At 29.7% G+C, this 24,689-nt stretch carries 21 protein-coding genes; 10 read left to right on the top strand and 11 right to left on the bottom strand.

Features of this window, described 5'->3' with window-relative positions; translation table 11 throughout:
• The first annotated feature begins 84 nt into the window (after positions 1 to 84).
• From IM532_RS03615 to IM532_RS03605, 3 genes are read left to right on the top strand one after another with little or no spacing between them, the layout of a single operon-like run.
• Positions 85 to 885, top strand: a complete 801-nt coding sequence (locus IM532_RS03615; protein WP_194182085.1) for an SDR family NAD(P)-dependent oxidoreductase — start codon at positions 85 to 87, stop codon at positions 883 to 885.
• A complete protein-coding gene (locus IM532_RS03610; RefSeq protein WP_194182084.1) occupies positions 885 to 1,340 on the top strand; it encodes a GNAT family N-acetyltransferase in 456 nt (151 codons plus the stop codon). Before IM532_RS03615 ends, IM532_RS03610 begins: the two co-directional genes overlap by 1 nt.
• On the top strand, positions 1,340 to 2,278 hold the full coding sequence (locus tag IM532_RS03605) for a hypothetical protein (RefSeq protein ID WP_194182083.1): 939 nt from the start codon (positions 1,340 to 1,342) through the stop codon (positions 2,276 to 2,278). The genes IM532_RS03610 and IM532_RS03605 overlap by 1 nt, the downstream gene beginning before the upstream one ends.
• 36 nt (positions 2,279 to 2,314) lie before the next feature.
• Here the strand turns inward: IM532_RS03605 and IM532_RS03600 are convergent, their stop codons facing one another.
• From IM532_RS03600 to IM532_RS03580, 5 genes are all read right to left on the bottom strand, one after another.
• Positions 2,315 to 3,487, bottom strand: coding sequence for a family 20 glycosylhydrolase (locus tag IM532_RS03600; RefSeq protein WP_194182082.1), 1,173 nt, complete (start codon positions 3,485 to 3,487; stop codon positions 2,315 to 2,317).
• Between the two features lie 8 nt (positions 3,488 to 3,495).
• Complete coding sequence (locus IM532_RS03595) at positions 3,496 to 4,704, bottom strand: beta-N-acetylhexosaminidase (protein ID WP_194182081.1); 1,209 nt, start codon at positions 4,702 to 4,704, stop codon at positions 3,496 to 3,498.
• Between the two features lie 72 nt (positions 4,705 to 4,776).
• A complete protein-coding gene (locus IM532_RS03590; protein ID WP_194182080.1) occupies positions 4,777 to 5,667 on the bottom strand; it encodes a DMT family transporter in 891 nt (296 codons plus the stop codon).
• Positions 5,668 to 5,729: 62 nt separating this feature from the next.
• Entirely contained in the window at positions 5,730 to 6,290 is a 561-nt protein-coding gene (locus tag IM532_RS03585) for a DNA-3-methyladenine glycosylase I (protein WP_194182079.1), read from the bottom strand.
• Positions 6,291 to 6,292: 2 nt separating this feature from the next.
• On the bottom strand, positions 6,293 to 8,299 hold the full coding sequence (locus tag IM532_RS03580) for a thioredoxin domain-containing protein (protein ID WP_194182078.1): 2,007 nt from the start codon (positions 8,297 to 8,299) through the stop codon (positions 6,293 to 6,295).
• Positions 8,300 to 8,377: 78 nt separating this feature from the next.
• Here IM532_RS03580 and putP point away from each other — a divergent pair, with 78 nt between their 5' ends.
• From putP to IM532_RS03545, 7 genes are all read left to right on the top strand, one after another.
• Positions 8,378 to 9,877, top strand: coding sequence for a sodium/proline symporter PutP (putP, locus tag IM532_RS03575; RefSeq protein WP_194182077.1), 1,500 nt, complete (start codon positions 8,378 to 8,380; stop codon positions 9,875 to 9,877).
• 117 nt (positions 9,878 to 9,994) lie between these two features.
• Positions 9,995 to 11,821, top strand: coding sequence for a DNA mismatch repair endonuclease MutL (gene mutL / locus IM532_RS03570; protein WP_194182076.1), 1,827 nt, complete (start codon positions 9,995 to 9,997; stop codon positions 11,819 to 11,821).
• A 2-nt stretch (positions 11,822 to 11,823) separates the two neighbouring features.
• Positions 11,824 to 12,579: a rhomboid family intramembrane serine protease gene (locus IM532_RS03565; protein ID WP_228063645.1), complete on the top strand. Its 756-nt coding sequence runs from the start codon at positions 11,824 to 11,826 to the stop codon at positions 12,577 to 12,579.
• Between the two features lie 11 nt (positions 12,580 to 12,590).
• Positions 12,591 to 13,460 carry a rhomboid family intramembrane serine protease gene (locus IM532_RS03560; RefSeq protein ID WP_194182075.1) on the top strand — a complete coding sequence of 290 codons (870 nt, stop codon included), beginning with the start codon at positions 12,591 to 12,593 and terminating at the stop codon, positions 13,458 to 13,460.
• On the top strand, positions 13,408 to 14,508 hold the full coding sequence (locus IM532_RS03555) for an endonuclease/exonuclease/phosphatase family protein (RefSeq protein WP_228063644.1): 1,101 nt from the start codon (positions 13,408 to 13,410) through the stop codon (positions 14,506 to 14,508). The genes IM532_RS03560 and IM532_RS03555 overlap by 53 nt, the downstream gene beginning before the upstream one ends.
• A 28-nt stretch (positions 14,509 to 14,536) precedes the next feature.
• Complete coding sequence (locus tag IM532_RS03550; protein ID WP_194182074.1) at positions 14,537 to 16,069, top strand: helicase HerA-like domain-containing protein; 1,533 nt, start codon at positions 14,537 to 14,539, stop codon at positions 16,067 to 16,069.
• Between the two features lie 9 nt (positions 16,070 to 16,078).
• Entirely contained in the window at positions 16,079 to 17,440 is a 1,362-nt protein-coding gene (locus IM532_RS03545) for an exonuclease domain-containing protein (protein WP_194182073.1), read from the top strand.
• 37 nt (positions 17,441 to 17,477) lie between these two features.
• On the opposite strand, the gene IM532_RS03540 is transcribed toward IM532_RS03545, so the two are convergent.
• The 6 genes from IM532_RS03540 to tig form a co-directional block, all read right to left on the bottom strand.
• Positions 17,478 to 18,776, bottom strand: coding sequence for a TlpA disulfide reductase family protein (locus IM532_RS03540; RefSeq protein ID WP_194182072.1), 1,299 nt, complete (start codon positions 18,774 to 18,776; stop codon positions 17,478 to 17,480).
• Positions 18,777 to 18,826: 50 nt separating this feature from the next.
• On the bottom strand, positions 18,827 to 19,066 hold the full coding sequence (locus tag IM532_RS03535; RefSeq protein WP_194182071.1) for a hypothetical protein: 240 nt from the start codon (positions 19,064 to 19,066) through the stop codon (positions 18,827 to 18,829).
• Positions 19,067 to 19,080: 14 nt separating this feature from the next.
• Entirely contained in the window at positions 19,081 to 21,171 is a 2,091-nt protein-coding gene (locus tag IM532_RS03530) for a T9SS type A sorting domain-containing protein (RefSeq protein ID WP_194182070.1), read from the bottom strand.
• Between the two features lie 85 nt (positions 21,172 to 21,256).
• Positions 21,257 to 22,411: an ATP-dependent Clp protease ATP-binding subunit ClpX gene (gene clpX, locus IM532_RS03525; protein ID WP_194182069.1), complete on the bottom strand. Its 1,155-nt coding sequence runs from the start codon at positions 22,409 to 22,411 to the stop codon at positions 21,257 to 21,259.
• Between the two features lie 170 nt (positions 22,412 to 22,581).
• Complete coding sequence (clpP, locus tag IM532_RS03520; protein WP_194182068.1) at positions 22,582 to 23,247, bottom strand: ATP-dependent Clp endopeptidase proteolytic subunit ClpP; 666 nt, start codon at positions 23,245 to 23,247, stop codon at positions 22,582 to 22,584.
• Positions 23,248 to 23,297: 50 nt separating this feature from the next.
• Entirely contained in the window at positions 23,298 to 24,620 is a 1,323-nt protein-coding gene (gene tig, locus IM532_RS03515; RefSeq protein ID WP_194182067.1) for a trigger factor, read from the bottom strand.
• Positions 24,621 to 24,689: the final 69 nt, after the last annotated feature.

The raw sequence follows: 24,689 nt of genomic DNA, 5'->3' as shown, positions 1-24,689 counted from the left end.
TTATACATTTAACCTTTCAAAAAAATATTTCACGTTTATTAATTGTTTGATATTGCTTAGTTTTGTTTAAAATTTTACATCAATATGCAATCAAAAGTTATTGTTATAACAGGATCTTCCTCTGGGGTTGGATTAACATTAGCCAATTATTTTCACGATAAAGGACATCAAGTTTATGGTTTATCTCGTTCAAAAAAAGGACAAGAGAAATTTATGCATATAGCTACGGATGTTTCAGATAAAGAGAATGTTGAACGTACTTTTCAACAGATTTTAGCAGAAACAAATAATCGTATTGATGTTTTGATCAACAATGCAGGGATAGGAATGTTGGGGGCTGTAGAAGATGCCTCTAAAAATGATATTGAAAAATTATTGAATGTAAATGTGTATGGTCCAATTTATACAATGCAAGAAGTTTTACCGGTCATGCGTGCACAGAAATATGGACATATTTTAAATGTTTCTTCCATTGCAAGTAACAACGGATTACCATTTAGAGGATATTATTCGGCTTCGAAAGCGATGATTGATCGATTAATTGAATCAGCCCGTTTAGAAAATCGTCATACAGGTGTGGAGATTACAACTTTAAATTTTGGGGATATTAAAACCAATATTGCAGAAGGTCGTGTAAAAACATTTGTGTCGTCTTTTTACAAAAAGAAATACGATGAAATGGTGGCTGATATCGATCACGAAGTGGCGCAAGGAACTCCAACTGAAGATTTGATTCCGATAATTGAAGGAATCATGAATCAAAAAAATACAAAACCGCATTATTATATTGGTAAAACGATGCAAAAATTTTCGGTGACGTTAAAAAGTATTTTACCACAAAAGGTGTTTGAAAATATTATTGCGAAATATTCAAAGTTAGATTAATGGAAGGAAAAGTAGTTTGGCATTATAAATTGTTTGATGAATTAATGGCTAAAGAATTATATCAAATTATTCAATTACGAAATGAAGTTTTTGTGATTGAACAAGACTGTATTTACCAAGATGCAGATGGAAAAGATTTGAAATGTGGTCATCTTTGGGCAACAATTAATGATGAAGTAGTGGCTTATTCGCGAATTGTTCCGAAAGGAATTTCTTACGAAAACGAACCATCTATTGGTCGTGTGGTTAGTAGAGGGAAACACCGTGGTTTAGGTTTAGGTAAACATTTAATCGCCAATTCTATTCAAGTTATCGAAAATAGATGCTTCACTTCATCTATCCGTATTTCTGCTCAATTGTATCTGAAAAAATTCTATGAATCTTTCGAATTCGAACAAGTTTCTAAAGAGTATTTAGAAGATGATATTCCCCACATCGAAATGTTGAGAAAATAATGAAATTCATTAAATATATACTGGTCACATTGGTGGCCATTTATTTTTTAACTGGATTCGGAGATTTAATTTACTCGAATTCATTAAAAGAGAAAGCATTGTTTAGTGGCGAAGTGCAAGAATGGAATCGTGTTAATCAAGGAAAAATTGATGTAGATTTAGCTGTATTCGGTTCTTCTCGTGCGATGATTCATATCAATCCTCAAATTTTAGAAGATTCATTACATATGAAAACGCATAATTTAGGACTAAACGGAAGTAAATTTAAGATGCAATATTATCGTTTTCTGAAATATTTGGATAATAATCCTCATCCCAAAACAATTGTTTGGAATTTAGATACTTTTTCTTTTTCGCACATCGATGAAGTATTTCAACCCAATCAATATGTTCCGTTTATGTTATGGAATTATAAACTATATACTTATTTAAAGGAATATGAAAATGCAGACTGGAAAGATTATTTGATTCCGTTTTATCGCTACGAAGATCGAAAGTATTGGCAAGATGAAATCAAAAAAGCGGAGAAAGAAACTGTAGATAAAAATGGATATTTTCGTCAAAAAGGCTTCAAATCCTATAACCGAAAATGGAATGTAAATTGGGCAACGTTAAAAGCGAAAGATGCGGAGTTTGATGCCGATGTTTATCCTTTGATTGAAAACTTAATAAAACGTTGTCAGCAAGAAAATATTCAATTGATTTTTACGATTGCGCCAGAATTTTATAAAGGACAAGATTATATGTTGAATCGGAATGAAATTGTGGAACGATATAAAAAAACTTTAAAGCAATATGATTTACCATTGTTAGATTATTCAAAGGATTCGATCAGTTATCAACAAAAATGGTTTTACAATACAACGCATTTAAACGATAAAGGTGCAGACGAATTTACGAGAAAATTGGCTCGAGATTTACAAATTTTAATGCATTAAAAAAGAAATGCCCTTTCATATAAAGGGCATTTTTAGTTATTTATATAAATTATATTCACTCAAAATTTCATCTTTAGAAAATTCTATGTTATATACTTTAAATTCATCTATTATATAATTATTCATCATCAAATCTCGTAATGGAAAAGTTAGAGTTTTGACTTTGTTGTATGTTATTTCTTTATCTGTTTTGTCTTTATATGGAAGGACGATTTTTTCAGTTTCCATTTTCTTTATTAATTGACCATTAATAAATAAAGAGGTTTGTTCTTTATTACCAATAATTGTGATCATATGCCAATTTGATTGCAAAGTATTTTCTGAAAGTTCATAATCATAACCTTCTCGTGAGTAGCCAATAACATTCGGATTAATATAAAATATAGCATGTTTAGATTTAAAATTTAGTGATGCGTTTGGATGAACTGGTTTAGCCCAAAATGATACCGTATAACTATTCCCAATTTCTTCAAATGGAAAAGTAATCTTACCTTGATTGTTAGAGGTGATACCTTGTCCAGAAATCCCATTTACAAATGCGATATTTTCATACGCTATACCAGAATTATTATTGCTTACAGAGTTTATAAAATTATTTTCAAAATGATAATCCATTAATTTTTGAATAGATTCTCCATAATATCCTCTTAAATTTAGTCCTGGTGCTTCGGTTACACTTAACTTCTTTTGATTAAAATCGAATAGGGAAAGGGATTGCTCCTCACTATTCCACATTTTTTCTGCTAAGACTTGAAGCGCAGGAAAAGATCTATTGTGTACATCTTTTTCTGAAATTCCATTTCCAGCAATATCATTCCATATAGCAAACATTCCACCTACAATGGTAGGGTCACCTTTTTCAAAACTTATATTCCCAATATGTCGTGGTTCCCATTTGTTATAGATGTTATTTACATTCAAATAATCATAATAATACCCAGCAGCAGGAACAATATATAACCATCCATCTGGTGTAGAAATTTGTTTGTAACCTAATTTTTTCATTTCAATAGGATCAGCATATCCATTATACCACATATTTAGTGTTACATCTTTAGAAGTAACTGGTGTATCTCCATTTGCATGCGTTAAAGCACCCCAAGCTCTAACTTTTTTGCCATTATTTTGAACAATTTTAATTAAGAAATCGGTAAATTTTCTAAATGTTTCTGCTTCTTTTTTATCATATTCATCTGTACCAATGTGCACTTCTTCACCTATAAAGACGGGGTTTTCACCTTGTGTATACTCATCAAAAATATTTTTACAACTTCGTAAGTTTTAGGATGATTCAAATCAAGATGATCTTTTCCGTATTTATCACTTGCTATTTCTGGGAAAATTTTCGTGATAGCTAATGAATGAGCAGGAACATCAATTTCAGGAATTATTTTTATTCCATATCTTAAAGCTTTCTTTTGTAGATCAATAAATTGTTTTTTAGTATAATGTCCATCTTTAGAGGCTAAATCTGGATAAGTGTCATTTTGTAACCTAAATCCAGATGGAGTTTTATCCCAATCAAATTCAAAATATTTATCAAAAGCATTATCATTTAAATGAATTTGAAAGTTTGAGATTTTATAATAAGATAATATTTCAACATAGTCATTAAGAAAATCTATAGTAAAAAATTTTCTTCCTACATCTAGCATCATAGCTCTAACCTCGTAAGTAGGATAATCTCTTATTTCTCCTTTTGGGAGTGACATCTTATCTGTAGATTGGTCTAAAATCTGTAAAATGGTTCTCGTTGCAAAGACAATTCCACTATATGCAGGAGCTTCTAATTGAGCGTAATCCTTAATTTTTATTGCATATCCTTCCTCACCTAATTCATTAGCTATTGAATTTTCTATTATAATATCACCCTTCTTAGGTTTTTTATTGATTACAACTTCTACATTATAACCAAATTGCTTTTTTAAATCTTCTTTTAGTAAATAAGCAGCTTCTGAAAAATTTGGATTAGAAGAATTGATAATTATCCTCGAACGAGAATTTAATTTAAATTCCCCTAATTCTCCATGCCATTCCCGTAATGAAGGAATAACAAAAGGTTTTTGATTCTGACCTTGATCAGTGTATTTACCAGTAACTAGAATATTTTTTACTGGAATTTCAGCTTCGCAAGAATCTGAATTTCGTGTTGCTTTAAAAAGTAGATTGACTTTTTTATGAATTAGAGGTTGATGTATATTTCCGTTTAAATCAATTGTAGATTTGTTGTCAGAACCAATTAATTTTATTGTATATCCATCAATTTTAGGCTGTAAGATTTGATTATGATTAACAGAAATTAAATCTTTAAATTGTGTAGTTAATTTATTAATTTCAATACTATCAAATTGAGCATTTGCGGTATTAAAATTAAATAAAAATAAAGAATAGATGAACGTTTTTAGTGTGTTTTTAAGATAATTCATTTTAGTCCTTTTATTCAATTATAGTAATGAATTTGTGTTAATTAAGGACTAAAATAAACTATTTATAATGATTTATTGTATTTCTATTTTATTTTTATCTGGTTTTTGAGTCAAATAGACGCCTGATAAAATCAGTAAAAAGCCTACAATATGCAACCAGGTAATTTTTTCGCCTACTATAAATCCCCAGAATACAGATACAATAGGCATTAAGTATGTTACCATTGATGAGAAAATGGGTCCAGTGGATTGAATAAGTTTATAATATAAAATCATAGCTGTTGCTGTACCAACTAAACCTAAAATCGCGATATATCCCAAGCTTTGCCATTGTTCAGAAGATCCAATAAATTCTGTAGGAAATCCTGAAAATAATAAAATTAAAATTGAGGGAAGTAGCCAAATAGTAAACAAAGAGGAAGATAACTGAAAAGAAGGAATGTCGTTAAGATATTTTGTTAATATTAAACTGTTTAATCCATATAAGGCAGTTGCAAAAACAATAATCATACAATGCCAAAAACTATTTTCACCTGTTAATCCATCGCTTCCAATTAAAATAACTGCTCCAACAAATCCAATAACAGCACCTAATATTTGATTTTGTGTTCCTTTTACCTTAAAAATTGTAGCACCAAAAAGTAATATAAATAATGGAACTAGTGAATCTAATATCCCAGCCATAGAACTAGATACCTTAGTTTGTGCAATGGGAAATAAAAACATAGGAACAAAATTACCAGTAAATCCTGCCAGAGCAACATACGGAATTATTTTACGAGGTAATTTGATTAAATTAGGAATTCCCCAAATAGCTAGAATTCCTCCAGCAAAACAAAGGCGTAATGAACCCACTTGATATGGTGTAAAGGAAACTAGTCCTTGTTTTATTAAGATAAAAGAACTACCCCAGGTTAATGCAAGTATTCCCAAAATAATCCAATTCTGCAATGATATTTTCATCTTGTTGTAATTTGTGCAAATATGATAAAGTTCAATCGATAATAAAATAGCGAATTTAAACTTTAACCATTATGACAAAAACAATTTACTGTATGGTCGTTTACTATTCCAATTGCCTGTAAAAAAGCATATATTGTTGTTGATCCAAAAAATTTAAAGCCTATTTTTTTTAAATCTTTAGCAATTTGATCGGAAAGTGGAGTAGTTGCAGGCACTTCTTTTTTCATTTTATAATGACTAACGATTGGTTGATTATTCACATATCTCCATATAAATTTTGAAAATGAGCCATATTTATTTTGAATTTCTATAAATAGCTTAGCATTAGAAATTGCAGCTTCAATTTTTCCACGGTGACGTATAATGCTGTCATTTTGTAGTAATTCATCCACTTTTTCGTTGGTATAGTCAGCCACTTTTTGCACATCAAAATGATCAAATGCTTGTCTGAAATTTTCGCGACGCTTTAAAATGGTTAACCAACTTAATCCTGCTTGGAAACTTTCCAGAATTAAAAATTCAAATAAAGTTTCATCATCAAAAACTGGTTTTCCCCACTCGTTATCGTGGTAATCAATATAAATTTGATCGTTTGTGACCCAAAAACATCTTTGTTTTTCCATGGTTATATCATTTCAATTGCTTTTTCTATTTCATAAACGGGCATCATACAAGCATAATTTTCACAAATATGAATTCCCGTTTTACCTTCTGTCCAACGGTTTTTCGTGATTTCTAAACTTTCTGTTTTGCTGGCAACAAAAATAGCATTTGGAATGTAGTATAAATTTAATTGATTTAAATATTCTTTAGCATCATCACCAATAATAACAATTTCTTTGTAATCGTGACTAAAATTCAAATATAATTGTATCCAATTAGCAAATCCATTTGGATAATCGTGAATTTTTTCTTCAACGTTATAAAGCATTTGTTGGGCTTGGTAGATGTAATGTTCCTGGTTTAAGATTTTTCCTAATTTAAATAAATTATTTGCCATAATGGAATTAGATGATGAGATCACATTATCATAAATTTCAAATGTTTCATTAACTAATGGCGTATCGTAATGGGATTTATAGGCAAACATTTTATTTTTATGGTTATAAAATTGATTAAAAACCTGTTCTGTAACGACTTGCGCTTCTTCTAAATACTTTTGACTAGATGTTGTTTCGAATAACTTGATTAAAGTTTCAATTAATAATGCATAATCATCCAAAAATCCGGGAATTGTAGTTTGACCATCTTTATAATTACGGTACAATGTTTCACCATCCCATTGTGTATCCAAAATAAATTCTATTGCATTTTTAGCTAGTTTTAAATATTCTTCATTTCCTACTGCTTGATAAGCATCGCATAATCCTTTTATGGTTAAAGCATTCCAAGAGGTTAAAACTTTTTCATCGCGATGAGGTTTAATGCGCTGTTCACGAATTTTGTTAAGTGTTTCTTTCCATTTTTTTCGTTGAATAGCTAATTCATCTAATGTAAATTGGTTTTTTTCACAGAAATCTTCATCATCTATTAGTCGCATTAAGATATTGTTACCATGTTCCCATTCGCCAAATCCACCAACATTATAATATGCTTTGAAAAAATCGAATTCATCACCTAAAATTTCTTTTAGTTCTGAAGAATTCCATACATAATACTTACCTTCTTCGCCTTGTGAATCTGCATCAATGGCTGCATAAAAAGTATTTTTAGGAGAAAGCATTTCATCTTTTAACCAATGAATTGTTTCTTCTATTACTGTTTTATACTCTTTTTCTCCGTAAACTTTATACGCGTTGGCATACAAAGAAAGTAGTTGCCCATTATCGTAGAGCATTTTCTCGAAATGAGGAACTTTCCAATACGGATCAACTGAATAACGCGCAAATCCACCTTTTAATTGATCGTAAATTCCACCAAAGGCCATCCGGTCTAACGTGATTTTTGTTTGAATCAATAAATCCTCATCTTTGGTTTGCACACCATAACGAAGAATCGATTCCCAACAGTTCGGTAACATGAATTTCGGCGCTCGATTAAATCCTCCCCATTCATCATCAAATTGTTGTTTCCAGAAATCAAATGTTTCTTGAATTTTGTCTTTAGATAATTTTTGTTCAGATTTCAATTCAATTGTTTCCATTTTTGTTAATCCATCAGCAATTGAATGAACATATTCGAGTGCTTTAGAATAATTGTGATGATACATTGATTGGATATTATCCAATAATTCCAACCATTGATGTTGCGGAAAATAAGTTCCTCCATAAAAGGGACGCCCATCTGGTAAGGCAAATACATTTAGTGGCCAACCTCCCGATTGATGAATGATTTGTACAACGTTCATATAAAGTGCATCTAAATCTGGACGTTCTTCACGATCAATTTTGATACAGATAAAATTATCGTTCATTATATTAGCCACATCTGCGTTTTCAAATGATTGATGTTCCATAACATGACACCAATGGCATGCGGAATAACCAATAGATATAAGTAATGGTTTATTTACTTTTTGTGCATACTCTAACACTTCATCACTCCAACTTTGCCACCAAACTGGATTATTTTCATGTTGTTTTAAATATGGACTACTCGTTGATTTAAGGTTGTTTTGTTGAAAATTCATCATAAAAAAATATAATATTTAAAGTTCGGACAATTAGAATAAATGAAAAAGTTTATCTTCGATTAAATTAAGCTACAATAAATGGATATTTACGAAATAATTTCAATAGGATTTTATCTTGCTTTGATGATTGGTATTGGAGTTTATTCTTTTAAAAAATCTAATTCTAATTCAGATGAATTTTTGATTGGAGGACGCAAAATGGGAGCTGCAGTTACTGCATTATCTGCCGGTGCTGCAGATATGAGTGGATGGCTTCTGATGGGATTACCAGGTGCAATGTATATGACAGGTTTATCAGCTTCTTGGATAGCTATTGGACTTACTTTTGGAGCGTATGTTAATTATTTAATCGTTGCTCCACGTTTAAGGGTTTATACAGAAATAGCAGGAAACTCCATTACATTACCAGTTTTTTTTGAAAACAGATTTAAGGATAAAACACATTTATTAAAAATTGTGTCATCCTTACTAATTTTAATTTTCTTTACATTATATACTTCTTCCGGAATGGTTGCTGGTGGTAAATTATTTGAGTCTGCTTTTGGGTTAAATTATATGACAGGATTGTTATTAACCAGCTTTGTGGTGGTAGTGTATACTTTTTTAGGAGGTTTTTTAGCAGTTTCTTTAACGGATTTTGTGCAAGGAACTATAATGGTTCTAGCATTGGTTATTGTACCAATTGTAGCAATCATAGAAATTGGCGGAGTAGGAGAAACCTTTAATATTATACAGTCTAAAGGTCCAAATTATTTAGACTTGTTTACAGGAACAACAACAGTAGGCATTTTTTCTTTACTTGCTTGGGGCTTGGGTTATTTTGGACAACCTCATATTTTAGTTCGTTTTATGGCTATTGGACAAGTTTCTGAATTAAGAAAAGCAAGAAAGATAGGAATTACATGGATGATATTTACAGTTGGTGGAGCATTGTTAGTTGGGTTAGTGGGAATTGCTTATTTATTAAAATTTGATCCACAATCAATGGCTGTTTTTGACATGTCAAAAACGGAATCTGAAACAATATTTATTTACTTTTCTCGTATTTTATTCCATCCACTTATTGCAGGTTTTTTAATGTCTGCAATTTTAGCTGCGGTAATGAGTACTATTTCCTCTCAGCTATTAGTAACATCAAGTTCATTAACTGAAGATATTTATAAGGCTTTTCTTCATAAAAAAGCTACCCCAAAGGAATTATTAGTTGCAAGTAGAATTTCAGTATTAGTGGTGGCAGTTATATCATTACTTTTATCGCTTACTCCTAAAGATTCAATTCTTAATTTAGTAGGAAATGCTTGGGCTGGATTTGGAGCTGCGTTTGGACCTCTAATTCTGCTTTCATTACTTTGGAAAAAGACAACATGGCAAGGCGCATTAGTTGGAATGATTGTTGGTGCTGCAGTGGTTCTTACTTGGGTTTATATAGAACACCCTTTCAAAGAATGGTATGAAATAATACCTGGATTTATAAGTTCTTTTTTATCCATTATTTTAGTTTCTTATTTAACAAAAAAATATGATAATCAAGTAGATAATGAGTTTACACAAGTAAATGAAATTATAAAAAAATATTAACATTATTAACCGTACAATTTATACATGTGGAGAGTTTAGTTTGAAAACTATAATTGTTCGTATATTTGTGAAAAGTAGATTTTAAAGAAAAGTCGAAAAAATATTTCTTTAGGAAGAATGAAGAATGATATTATTCAATTACTACCAGATCATGTAGCCAATCAAATTGCAGCTGGAGAGGTAGTTCAACGCCCTTCTTCTGTAGTGAAAGAATTAGTTGAAAATGCTGTTGATGCAGGTGCAACAACCATACAATTAATTTGTAAAGACGCTGGTAGAAGTTTAATTCAAGTTATAGACAATGGGAGTGGAATGAGTGTGACTGATGTGCGAATGGCATTTGAAAGGCATGCAACTTCTAAAATAAAAACGACCCAAGATATATTCACAATCCTTACAAAAGGATTTAGAGGAGAAGCTTTAGCTTCTATTGCTGCGGTGGCACAAGTGGAAGCAAAGTCACGACGAGAATTTGAAGAATTAGGTACCCAATTGATAATTGAGGGTGGTGAAGTTCGCAATCAAGATCCTGTTGTGTGTCCGGTTGGAACTTCTATTGCTGTAAAAAACTTATTTTACAATGTTCCGGCACGTCGTAATTTTTTGAAATCAAATCAGGTTGAGTTAAGACATATTCAAGACGAGTTTCAGCGTATTGCTTTAGCTCATGAAAATATTAGTTTTTATTTGCACCATAATGATTCAGAAATTTACCACTTAAAGGCGGGAAATTTAAAACAAAGAATTCAACAAATTTTTGGTAAAAAGTTAGGTTCGCAAATTATATCTGTTGAGGAAGATACCGAAATAGTAAAAATTAGTGGATTTGTAGGAAAACCTGATGCAGCGAAAAAATCAAGAAGCGAACAATTTTTCTTTGTAAATAATAGATTTATACGTAGCCCTTATTTGCATAATGCTTTATGCGATGCATTTGATGAGTTATTACCAGCTGGTTATCAGCCTGCATATTTTATGTATTTGCAATTGGATCCTTCTCGTATTGATATAAACATTCACCCTACAAAAACAGAAATTAAGTTTGAGGATGAAGCATTAATCTATACGATTATCCGTGCTGCAGTGAAACATGCTTTAGGACAATTTAATATCACACCTTCTTTAGATTTTGAACAAGATCCGAACTGGGCATTTATTCCATCTGCATCTGATGATAAAGAAATAAAAATGCCAGAAATAACAGTAGATTCTAGTTTTAATCCTTTTTCTAATGATAACCATTATCGTGCTCCAAAACCATCTGCTATAAATTCTACAATGGATTTTTATAATGATGCTGTGGAGTTAGAAATTGAAAATAATCATGCACATCAAGTTTTTGAGTCTAATTTTGAACAGACACATCAATTATTTGAATCTGAGGTTGGGCAACAAGAAAAATTGAATGTTATACAGTGGCATAATAAATATTTGATTGTTGAATACAGAGGTGAATTATTAATTATTGACCAACATCGTGCACATCAAAAGATTTTGTTTGAGAAATTTATACATTCAAAAAGAGATAATGCATTGGTTCAGCAAATGCTTTTTCCTATAGAGTTGGATTTATCTCCGAATGATCGTCAGAAATTAATAAATGTTGAAAGTCAATTATTAAGTTTTGGTTTCGATATTTCTTTAGACGAAGAGTCAATTCAGATAAATGCAATACCAGTAGATGTACAACAAGAAGATGTGGTCTCAATTTTTATGGATTTTATTGATGAATTAGAATTTAAGGAATCATTAGAATTGGATAATTCGTTTGCAAAAATCTTAGCAAAAAATTCAGCCGTAAAGAAAGGAACTTCTTTAAAAGAAGAACAAGCCCGTACATTAGTTGAAGAATTATTTAAGTTGCCTAATCCGAATTATTCACCTTATGGTCGACCTATTTTTGTGCAAATGAATACGACAGAAGTCGAAAAAATATTACAATAATTATGATGGGACAACCAATTCCAACGATTACGAAGAATTTACTAATAATCAATGGATTATTCTTCTTAGCAACTTATATATTTGAATCTAAGGGAATAGATTTAACGGTGATTTTAGGAGCTTTTTATCCTGGTTCACCGAATTTTCAAACCTGGCAAGTGTTGTCTCATATGTTTATGCATGGAGGTTTTCAACATATACTTTTTAATATGTTTGCTTTATGGATGTTTGGGGCTGCAGTAGAAACAACAATTGGAGCTAAAAACTTTTTGAAACTGTATATTTTTGCAGGATTTGGAGGATTTATTCTATATAATTTGGTGAATTATATAGAAATTAGTCAATTACAAAAATTGGTTGTAGAGCAAGGAGTTAGTTTGGCAGATATATATAAAGCTGCAAAGCTAAATCTACACAGAGAATTAGTAAACGAACCTGCTCTATCTGTAGTTCAAAATCCAAATGCAATAAGTTTAGTTCAAAATTATATAACGCCAATGGTAGGAGCTTCAGGTGCCATATATGGTTTATTATTAGCTTTTGCAGTGTTATATCCCGAAGCAAAATTAGCTTTGATATTTTTTCCGGTAGGCATTAAGGCCAAATATTTTATACCTATTTTAATAGCAGTTGAACTTTTCTTTGGAGTTAGAAATTTTGAATGGAATAATGTTGCTCATTTTGCTCATTTAGGAGGTGCTTTAATAGGATTTTTATTTGTAAGAAATTGGAAAAAAAATTTATATAGAAAGAATTAAAATCTACTAATATGCTAAATGGTATTTTAAACGATTTAAAACTAAAATATAATACAGGAAATATTGCAACAAAGATTATCTATATCAATGTTGTAATATTTTTCTCTTTATTTATTATAGATAAACTAATAGGAACATCGTTAAATAACGATTTAAGATTACCTAGATTAGAGGAAAATTATATTCAGAAACCTTGGACTGTTTTTACCTATATGTGGATGCATTGGGATTTATGGCATCTTTTGATGAATATGATTTTAATGTATTTTGTATCACAGTTATTTTTAAGATTTTTCAGAGATAATAATCTTCTTACATTTTACATATTTGGAGGACTTGCAGGTGCAGTTTGTTTCTTATTATTTCCAATAAAATCTACAAATCTATTAGCAGGAAGTTCGGCTGCAGTATATGCATTATTATTTGCAGTTATTAGTTATAATCCAAAACTTCCCGTACGATTAGTATTAATTCCTACTAGTTTTCCAATTTTATATTTTGGGTATTTTTTTATTGGATTAGATATTCTACAAATTATTCTTAAAGGAGATAATATTGGAGGAAGTATTTCTCATTTGGGAGGAATGGCTTTTGGGTATTTATATATGAAACAATTTGAAAAAGGAAATGATTTTCTAGGAAATTTTATAGAAAAAATCAAAGGTTTATTTACAAAAAATCAACATAATACTACTTTCAAAACATATAAAAATAAAGACAATAAATTTTCACAAAAGGCTACAAAAAATGATTATGAATTTAATCATCAGAAAGTAGAAAAACAGAAAAAAATTGATAGTATCTTAGATAAAATTTCTCGTTCTGGATATGAAAGTTTATCGAAAGAAGAGAAAGATTTTTTATTTAACGAAGGAAGATAAAATGGGAATATTTAGTCGCGATAAATTTAGATTAAACTTTTTTAATCAATTTATATTTACCATAAATATTGTGGTAATATTAGTCGCGTATACAATATTCTTAAATAAAGTTTTTTCACCATCACAAATACCTTATTTTAATTTCATATCTATTGGATTTCCGGTTATATTTTTTATAATTGTTTTATTCTTAGTGTATTGGGTTTTAGTGAGTGTCAGAAGATTTTTATTAGTTTTAATCTTATCCTCAGGCCTATTTTATCCCATTTATTTATCTTATCCGATAATAAATTTAAATAAAAAGTCAACTGAAATCAGTGATATTTCAGTAATGACATTTAATACACACGGTTTTAAAACTGAAGGTACTCAGGAGTTAGTAGAACAAAATTTAACGGATATTATGTTTTTCCAAGAGGGAGGAGAAAAAACACATAAAAAATGGCGAGAAACTAAGCTTAAAGGTTATTATTATGAATATTTTGCTGGATTAAGTATTTATAGTAAATATCCAATTATATATACAAATAGAATAGAGAGTACAAATACATCGAGTAGTGGTATTGCAGGTTTTGCAGATATAGATTTAGGGACTGATACTATTCGGCTAATAAATGTATATATGGAACCCATGTATATAGACAAAGCACTAGTAAAAGATGTAATGTTGTCTGAAACAAAGGAAGAGATAGAACAATCGAGTAAAAAAATAGAAAATAAATTAGTAAATGGAATGCGAGTACATGAAAATCAACTTGATTTCTTAATTCCATTTATCCGAAAATCTCCACATCCTATTATTTTAGGATCAGATTTAAATTCAACACCATCTTCTTATGAATATGAACAAATAACAAAATACCTTAAAGATTCATATATAAGAGCGGGTAGTGGAAATGGAACTACTTTTCATGGGTTTAAATTTCCAATACGTATAGATTATTTATTTCATACCCAAGAATTAGAGGTGGTACAAGCTAAAGTTATTCGTAAGAAATTTTCCGATCACTTTCCTGTAATTGTAAATTATAAACTTCATAATAATTAGTATATTTAATATATAATTAATATATAATATGTCTAGAAGAGAAAACTTTGTACATGAGCTACAATCTCGTTATACTTATAAAAATGATAAAATTATCATTGGTAAAGCTATACTAGACGGTGAAATAATTCCCGAAGTTGAAATTTCAATTGCATTAAAAACTTTAAATCGTCACGGTTTAATTGCTGGTGCAACCGGAACAGGAAAAACAAAATCTCTACAAGTTATTGCTGAACAACTTTCATTGAAAGGAATTCCAACTTTATTGATGGATATTAAAGGAGATCTTTCGGGAATTGCAGTTCCAGGAAATATTGATGATAATATTACATCAAGACATAAAAACTTAGATATAAAATGGGAACCAAGTGGTTATCCTACAGAATTATTATCAATATCTGATGAAGAAGGAATTCCATTAAGAGCTACTTTATTAGAATTTGGTCCTATATTATTCAGTAAAATTTTAGAGTTAAACGAGACACAAGAAAGTATAATTTCAATTGTGTTTAAATACTGTGAAGATGAAAATCTTCCTTTAATTGACTTAAAGGATATTAAAAAGGTTTTGCAATATGTTACGGAATCTAAAGAAGGAAAAGAGAAGCTTAACAAAAGTTATGGTACCATTTCTTCATCTTCTTTAGGTGCAATTCTTAGAAAGATAGTTGCATTAGAACAGCAAGGAGCTAATAATTTTTTTGGCGAACCAAGTTTTGATATTTTTGATTTAATTAAACCTAAAAATCAATCTGGTACAGTAAATATTTTAAGACTTATAGATATACAAGGTTATCCTAATTTATTTTCTACTTTCATGCTAAGTCTTTTAAATAAAATTTATACCCAATTTCCGGAAGAAGGAGATATAGAAAAACCTAAATTAGTCATATTTATAGATGAAGCTCATTTAATCTTTAAGGAAGCATCTAAATCACTTTTGTCACAAATAGAAACCATCGTGAAACTAATCCGATCTAAAGGAGTTAGTATAATATTTGTAACTCAAGTCCCAGGTGATATTCCTGATCAAATATTAGGTCAACTTGGATTAAAAATTCAGCATGCTTTACGTGGTTTTACTGCAAAAGATCGAAAAGAAATACAAAAGACGGTAGAAAACTATCCAATAACAACATATTATAATTCAGCAGAAGTAATAACACAATTAGGAATTGGAGAGGCTTTTGTAACTGTTTTAGACGAGAAGGGTATACCAACACCATTAGCATATACTCATATGCGATCACCGAATTCAAGAATGGATATTTTATCACAAAATGAAATTAAACAAATTGTGAATTCATCTGATTTAGTAAAGAAGTATATTGAGAAAATTAATAAAGAGTCAGCGTATGAAATTTTAGAAAACAAAATAAAAGCTCAAACTCTGGTTATAGAAACACAAAATAAATCAAAACCTACTACTAATAAATCGACCACTCGAGAAAAAGATTGGACTGATAATAAAATGGTACGAGAGGTGGGTAGAACGGCCACTCGCAAAATTATTGATTGGGTAATGAAAATTTTGATGAATTCAATTAAAGGAAAAAAATAAGATAAGAAAGTGTACGCAATTTTAGATATAGAAGCGACAGGAGGCAAAGTAGGTGAAGAATCAATTATTGAAATTGCAATATATAAATATGATGGAGAAAATATTGTCGATCAATTTATTTCTCTTGTCAATCCTCAAAGTAGAATAGATCCGTTTGTACAGAAATTAACTAAGATAACGGAAAAAATGGTGAAAACTGCACCTAAGTTTCACGAGATAGCGAAGCGTATAGTAGATATCACAGACGGTTGTACATTAGTAGGCCACAATGTAACTTTTGATTATAGAATGCTTATTCAAGAATTCAATAGGTTAGGTTATCAATATGAGAAAGATTGGATTGATACCTTTGAGTATGCAGAAACATTGATACCAGGAATGCCATCCTATTCCTTAGGTAAACTATGTACTTCTTTGGGAATTATTGTTACTAATAGACATCGTGCTTCAGGGGATGCACTTGCTACAGTAGCTCTTTTCAAAATGCTTTTGGATAAAGATAACAACAAAATTATAACTAAAAAGTCAGGCCTGAAATATCCTAAAAAAGCAAATAGTAAGTACGATAAACTTTTAGCAGGGTTACCCAATAAACCTGGATTATTTTATTTATATAATGAGGAGAAAGAAATAATTTATATCGGAAAAAGTATAAATATTGCTCAAACTGTTGGTAAAATTTTCACTTCTAAAACTCTTCGAAATAATAATATAAAAAGATATACAAAATCTATAAAAGTTGAGTTAACAGGTAGTAATCTATTAGCTTCAGTAAAAGAAATAAATGAAATTAATAGGATTAAACCGACTTTTAATCCAGGAGTTTATAAACGATCATTATATCAACATAATATTTATTTTAGAGAAAATAAACATACACTATCAAAATTTGAAGTTGGTAAAAATAGAAAATCTACTCCATTTCTTTCTTTTCAAACTAAACAAGAAGCTGATAAAGCTTTAGAAAATATTATTACCGATTATCACTTGTGTCAACAAGTTAATCAAGGTATAAAATCGGATGAGTCATGTTTTGGATATACAGTAGGAACGTGTAATGGAATTTGTATAGGCAAAGAATCAATTCAAGATTATAATAAAAGAATAAAAGAAATTGCGGTTAAAACTAAATTTCCTGCCAATAATTTTTTAATAGTAAGTAGAGGTAGAAAAGGAATTGAAAAGTCTTTTATATGTATAGAAAATAATGAATTTATAGGATATGGTTATTATGAATTTCATCATCAGATTAAATCAATGGATTTAATTAAAAAAATTATTACGAAAGCAGAGGAAACAAAGGATATAAAATCAATTATTAGAAATTATCTTTTTAAAGCTAAAGAGAAACAAATCATCAAAATAAAATAAATATAAAAAAAGGCTTCAATTGAAGCCTTTTTTATATTTATTTTGATAATTGAAAATCTGTAACATGATTTGCTTTTTGGATAATTTTATTATCCTTATCTAATAAGAATAGAGTAGGTGTTGAATTTACTTTATATGCTTCTGCAATTGGAGAATCCCAACGAAGTAAATCGGTGTAATTATACCATTCAAAATCTTTCGTTGCTTTATCATATTCATTTTGATCGTAGTCAAGAGCAATAGCTATAATTTCACCACCATTCTTTTTAAAATCAGAATAGAATTCTTTGATATATGGTAATTCTTTTAAACAAGCAGGACACCATGAAGCCCAAAAAACAACTAGTTTTTGATTAGCTTTAATATCATACAAGCTTTTTTTACCTTTTACTGATTTTTCAAAATTAATGTTAGGAGCTTTATCTCCAACTTTTAAATCAGTTGCCCCATTAATTTTTGATTTTAAATCTTCAGTTACTTTACAAGTTAAATTATTAACTTTCGTTTTATATTCATTAAAGAAAATAGGGAAATTTTGTTCTGGTACTAATGTAAAAATTGTAGATAAAATATTCTGACCTCTTTCAGTTTCAATATTTCCTTTTTGTAATAAAGCTTCTGTAGCTAACTTAAGATTATTTTCAGGAGTTTCAGAAGAGTTTTTAGTAAACTGATAATTCAAATATCCATATAATATATCAGATAAATGTCCAGATTGTTCTAATTTTTCATCATCTGATTGAATATGATTTAATATTTTACTAGCAGTAGCTTCTGATGGATTGTTTTTAATTTCACCAATAAGATTTTCAAGACCTTGGATATATTTTACCAATGGAGATGAAATCGTTTGAGAAGCATTTAATTTAGTAATTCTTTCTTCTTCCACTTCGATTGCTTTATAAAATGTTTCATTAACATTATACATCTTTTTTATATGCGGAAATACATTTTTATTAAGATCATTTAGCGGATTTAATTTTTGTAAGGAAGTATATTCTTTTTGAGCTTTACCTTCTAACACCTCTAAACCAGTTTGAATTGTTTCGTCATAACTAGTTTTAAACTTAATATTTTCATTATCTGATAAAATATTAATGTTTGCTCCAGATGGCATTTCTAAACGAATTATTCCTGCGTATGAGACTGGTACTCTAGATGAAAATTTACCATTAACATCTGTAGTTATTGTTTTAATTGTTTTTGCACTTCCATTTTCAAAAATTTTAACTAATACAGGTTTATTGCTGTAATTAGTTATTTGTCCATCTATATTGAATTGGGCAAGCAAAGCTGTTCCTAAAAGAGTAATAGGAATTAAGAAATATTTCTTCATAAGTGATTTATATTAAAAAACCTCAATCGGTGGATTGAGGTTTAAAAATACTATTTATTTTTTATACTTAGTTTTTCTTTGTTGTAATATATTGCTCCAGCAATAGTAAGTGCTGTAATAATTAATACCCCAGCATAATCATCGATTGGAGTTCTACCAGGACCATTCGACGGTGTTGGTGGACATTCAGGGCAATAATCTCCATCATCGTCCAATCCTCCTTGGGCAAACGATAAATTCAATGATGAACTCACTAATAAGATAGTTAATAAATATTTCAATTTTTTCATTAGATTGGATTATTTTAGTTAAATAAGGCTTTTTCTTTTACTACTTTGCCATCTTTATAAGTGATGACTACCACATAAACACCAGAATTTTTGTTAACATCTATTCTGAAATCATTGCTAGTACTTACATTTTTATATGTAGAAATTAATCTTCCACTAATATCAAAAATTTCAATCTGAGCTGTAGTATTATTGTTTTCAAATTTAACAAACTGGTTTGCATTATTTTTATAGATATATGTAGCCGTATTTACCAAATCAGAAGTACCTAATGTTTTAGGATGTTCTTTCCAAAATAATTCAAATCGATTATTACTATTTTCGTCTGCAATAAATGAAATATTGTTAGATGAATTTAATTCTGATACATTATTAGTAGATTTATCTAATAAATAATACGTACCACTATTAAATGTATCGACTTGATTTAAAATAGAAATTTCAAATAATCTTAGATTAATTTGATAAGATTCACCTTCATTCAAATTATTAAATCCAATTCTTAAAGGTTTACCTATATAATCATTCGTATTAAACTGGTTTAATAATGTATGTGCATCTTCAATTACATTTCCATCAATATCTTCTTCATATAAAAAGATATTATTATTTGATATATTAGATGAAATGGCATCACCTGTTTTGTAAGAAGATGAATTAACAAGATAAGCCGCTTCTCCTAGAATTGAATTATCTTTTGTTATAAAAAATTCAACTTGAGTAAAATCATTTCCTGAAATTAAACCTTTCTTTTTTAAATTCTCATCATTTGCTCCGATGAAACCATAACTATTACGGGCATAAGCAATAGGTTGATCCGTACCATTAAATGACTGAATAAATGTTTTTTGATTATCAGTTATATTAATGTTTGCTTTAACAATATTGCTTCCATATCTATTTTTAGACAATGTGTAATAATCTATTTCAAAATATTCTAGAGGTTTTATAAGTAAAGCATCAGGATTACCTGCCCAAAAATATGGAGTTTCATCATTCACATCCTCATTCTTTTGTAAATATGCACTAATTCTAGGATCCCCAATATTTGTTGAACCAGTATTATTGTTCCAATTTACTTGATAGTTTTCAGGTAATTTTGTTACTTTAAATCTTAATGTAGTAGTGTATATCTCAGTTGGTTTTTGGATGGAGTTATTACCTAATACAAATTCAATCCAAGAATTTGTTTTACTTACATCACTTAAATCAATATTCGAAGTAAAAGGATTAGAAAATCTATGCAAATTTTTTGCATATCTTGCGTTAGTATCTACACCGGCACCTAAATAAGATTTAAACTCCTCTCCGTAATTATTTTTCTTATTTTTCCATTCACTCCATTTGTATTCAGAAAAAGTAGCTTTATTAACGCCTTTTATACCACTTTCAATTCCTTGTAACTTTAAATCTTTATTGTTTGGAGTTCCATATATAGGGAATTTATTTACTGTATTACCTAAGGAAGTAATAAAATTACGTATTTCACCTCCATTAACTTTTATCGTATAGTTAGATCCTGGAATTACTTGTGTAAAATTAGTATTTGTACCATCCAGTTTAGGGACCGCATCATATTCTGTTTTTGCAATATCCCAAACTAAAATTGTATTATTATATCTATTAGAACATACTACATCAACTTTACAATCACCACTAAATGAATTTGGAACTCCTGTAATATTTTCAATTACACTGTACATATTCTCATTTTGGAATGGTAACCCAAAAGGAAAATAATCATTTGTAGTAATATCGATTTTAGGGCGTTCTATTGAAATTGCTCCTTCAGCTTCTGAATCACTTTTAATAATCAACTGACCGTAAGAAGAAGATGAATTATATAAATTTGTAAAGTGTTCACCTTTTGAATTTGTAATAGTATTCTCAAAATTTCCTTCAATTTGGATATTACCTTCATTTAGGACAATATTTGTTAAAGCTGTTCCTGGGGCTTGTGATGGTGCTAATTTTACATTTCCGCCATTATAGAAAAGTGTATTTGGTTGCACTTTTACAATAGCTTTGTCACCTATATATGTATCTTGTGCATATGTGGAAATACATGCAACAAGAAATGATAAAGTAAGTAAATTCTTTTTCATATTAATTTGTTTAAGAGGTTTTTGCATTCATTTAGGTTAATGCAAATATAAAAAGTTTATTTTTAAAATATACTATGTCAATGGATTAAACTGAAACTTTCTCAGGTAATTGATCAATATTATACATAAGATCTGTAAAAAGCTCTTCTGTAACTGATCTTAATCCTCTTGCTCCAAGTCCTAATTCATTTGCGCGATCTACAATTTTATCAATGGTTTCATCTGTAATCACTAGCTCCTTGCCGTCAATTTCAAAGATTTTTTTGTACTGTTTTAACAATGCATTTTTAGGCTCTGTTAAGATAGCTTTCATCGCTTCTTTATCCAAAGGCTTTAAAAAAGTTAAAATTGGTAAACGTCCTATTAATTCTGGTATGATTCCAAAGTTTTTTAAATCCATTGAGTTTACTTCGTCCAATAAATTTTCAATATCTTTTGGTTCTTCATTTTTAAAACCGATTACGTGTTTCTTTAATCGATCTGCAATATGTTTTTCAATCCCTGAAAATGCTCCACCAGCGATAAACAAGATATCTTTTGTATTAACCTCAACAAATTTTTGATCTGGATGCTTACGACCTCCTTTAGGTGGAACGTTCACTACAGTTCCTTCTAAAATCTTTAATAAAGCTTGCTGAACTCCTTCTCCTGATACATCTCTTGTGATAGATGGATTATCAGATTTTCTTGCAATTTTATCAACTTCATCAATAAAAACAATCCCTTTTTCAGCAAGTTCTACATTATAATCCGCAGCTTGTAATAAACGAGTCAAAATACTTTCTACATCTTCACCTACATATCCTGCTTCTGTTAAAACTGTAGCATCTACTATAGCAAAGGGTACATTTAGTAATTTTGCAATTGATTTTGCCAATAATGTTTTACCAGTCCCAGTTTCTCCAACTAAAATAACGTTAGATTTATCAATCTCAACTTCATTTTTAGCGTTAGATTCATGTAAAATTCTTTTATAGTGATTGTATACAGCTACTGAAAGAATTTTTTTAGCTTGATCCTGACCAATAACATAATCATCCAAAAAGCTTTTGATTTCTCTTGGCGATTTTAAATTAAGAGGTTGAATAGCATTACCTTCATTACTGAATTTTTTATCCTCAAGAACTATTCCGTTTGCTTGTGTAATACAAGTATCACAAATATTTCCTTCTACACCAGATACTAATATATTTACATCATTTCTGCTTTTACCACAGAATGAACACTTATTTTCTTCCAATTTTGTCTGTTATTTATTCAATTTACAAAGTTACTCAAAAAAATAAATATTGTAATAAACTAATACTTATAAATTTACTTAAACCATTAACGTTATTCAATATTTATTATGGAAAAAAATAGCTACTCAATTATTGAGTAGCTATTTAATATTATAATTAGAATTTTGATTTATTTACGAGGTAATAATACTTCGTCAATCATACCATATTCTTTAGCTTCTTGCGAAGTCATCCAATAATCACGTTCTCCATCTTTTTCGATTTGCTCGTAAGTTTGGCCTGAATGGTGTCCAAGAATATCATATAATTCTTTTTTCAGCTTTAAAATTTCTTTTAAAGTAATTTCCATATCAGTAGCCTGACCTTGTGCACCTCCTAAAGGTTGGTGAATCATAACTCTTGAATGTTTTAACGCAGAACGTTTACCTGCTGCACCAGCACTTAATAAAACAGCTCCCATAGAAGCAGCCATACCAGTACAAATAGTAGCAACATCAGGTTTTACTAACTGCATTGTGTCATAAATACCCAAACCAGCATATACACCACCACCTGGTGAGTTAACGTAGATTTGAATATCTTTTGTTGAATCTACACTTTCTAAGAACAATAATTGAGCTTGAATGATGTTCGCAATTTGATCATCAATAGCAGTTCCTAAAAAGATAATTCTATCCATCATCAAACGTGAGAAAACATCCATTTGTGCAACGTTTAATTTTCTCTCTTCAACGATATATGGCGTCGTAGCTTGGATGTAGCTTTCCATATGTAAGCTACTAATTCCTTTATCTAATAACGCGTATTTTTTAAATTCTTCTCCAGCGTTTTTCATTATCTATCTAATAATTTTAATGAAAGTTAAAGAATTTTTTCAGAAATCAATTAAGCTTCTGCTAATTCTTTATTTTTTTCAGTAATAATTTCAACGAATTCGTCAAAAGTTACTTCTTTCTCGTTTAATTTAACGTTCTCTTTGAAGATTGCTAACATTTTGTCAGTAAAAACTTGGTAAGATAAACGATTATATTCTTCTTGATTTGATAATGCACCAGCAATAATTTGGTTCATGCTCTCTTCAGGAATAGTAGTTTGTCCGTACATTTTTAATTGCTCAGTTATAGCAGCTACAGCAGCTTCTTTAACTTCTTCAGCATTTACTTCAACATTATTTGCCTCAGCTATTTTTGCTTCAATTAATTGGTAACGTAAAGATTTCTCCATTTTAGTTAATTCCTCTGCAGCTTGCTCTTCTGTAGCAATTTGCTCGTTAGAGAAAGTTAACCATTTTGTTAAGAATTCTGTTGGTAAATCAAAAGTTGTATTAGCTAATAATTGAGCAACAACATCATTGATGATTTGCTTATCAGCTTCTTTGCTGTACATATTTTCAGATTCAGTTTTGATCTTTTCACGGAAAGCTTCTTCAGAATCAACTGCACCTTCTCCGTAAACTTTATCAAATAACTCTTGGTTGATTTCTGCTTTAGCAACAGTATTTACTTCTTTTAATGTAAATGTTACATTTACACCTTCTTCAGCAACTTCTGTTCCTAAGTGTTGAGTAGCTTCTTCAGTTGTATCAAAAATATCTTTTGTATTAACTTCAACAACATCTCCAACTTTTTTACCCATAAATGCAGATGCATCTTTTAAATCTTCAACGCGGATGAAAGATGGTTTAGCTTCTTCACCGTTGATAGTTTGATCAACTTTTAAGATAGCACCTTCTTCTACAGCTTCTAAAGATTTTAATGCTCCGAAACGTTGTGTAAAGTTGTCAACATATTTTTGAACTTCGTCTTCTTCAACTTTTACTTTATAAGTTTCAACCTCAACTTTAGTTAAGTCAACTTCAAATTCTGGAGCTAATCCAATTTCAAAATCAAAAGTTAATTCTTCTGCATTCCAATCAATAGCTTCTTTAACTACTGGGATCGGGTTACCTAAGATAGATAATTTTTCTTCGTTGATGTGTTCAGAAACTGCTTTTTGTAAAATTTCATTAACTGTGTCATAAACTACAGCTTGTCCGTATTGTTTTTTTACAAAACTCATAGGAACTTGTCCTGCGCGGAAACCTTTAATGTTAGCAGTTTTTCTGTATTGGTTTAATACCTTGTCTACTTTTTCTTGATAATCATCTTTGTTTACAGTAATAGTGATTACTGCAGATAAGTTGTCTGTTGTATTTCTAGTAATATTCATCGAACTAAAATTTGGTTTGCAAATGTACAAATTTTATGTGAATAGTAAAGCTTTAACTATAATTTACAA

It is taken from the genome of Faecalibacter rhinopitheci (genome assembly GCF_015234135.1).
GTDB classification, from domain to species: Bacteria; Bacteroidota; Bacteroidia; order Flavobacteriales; family Weeksellaceae; genus Empedobacter; species Empedobacter rhinopitheci.
The sequence above is the reverse complement of the archived record's forward strand: the minus strand, read 5'-3'. Positions and strand labels throughout refer to the sequence as shown.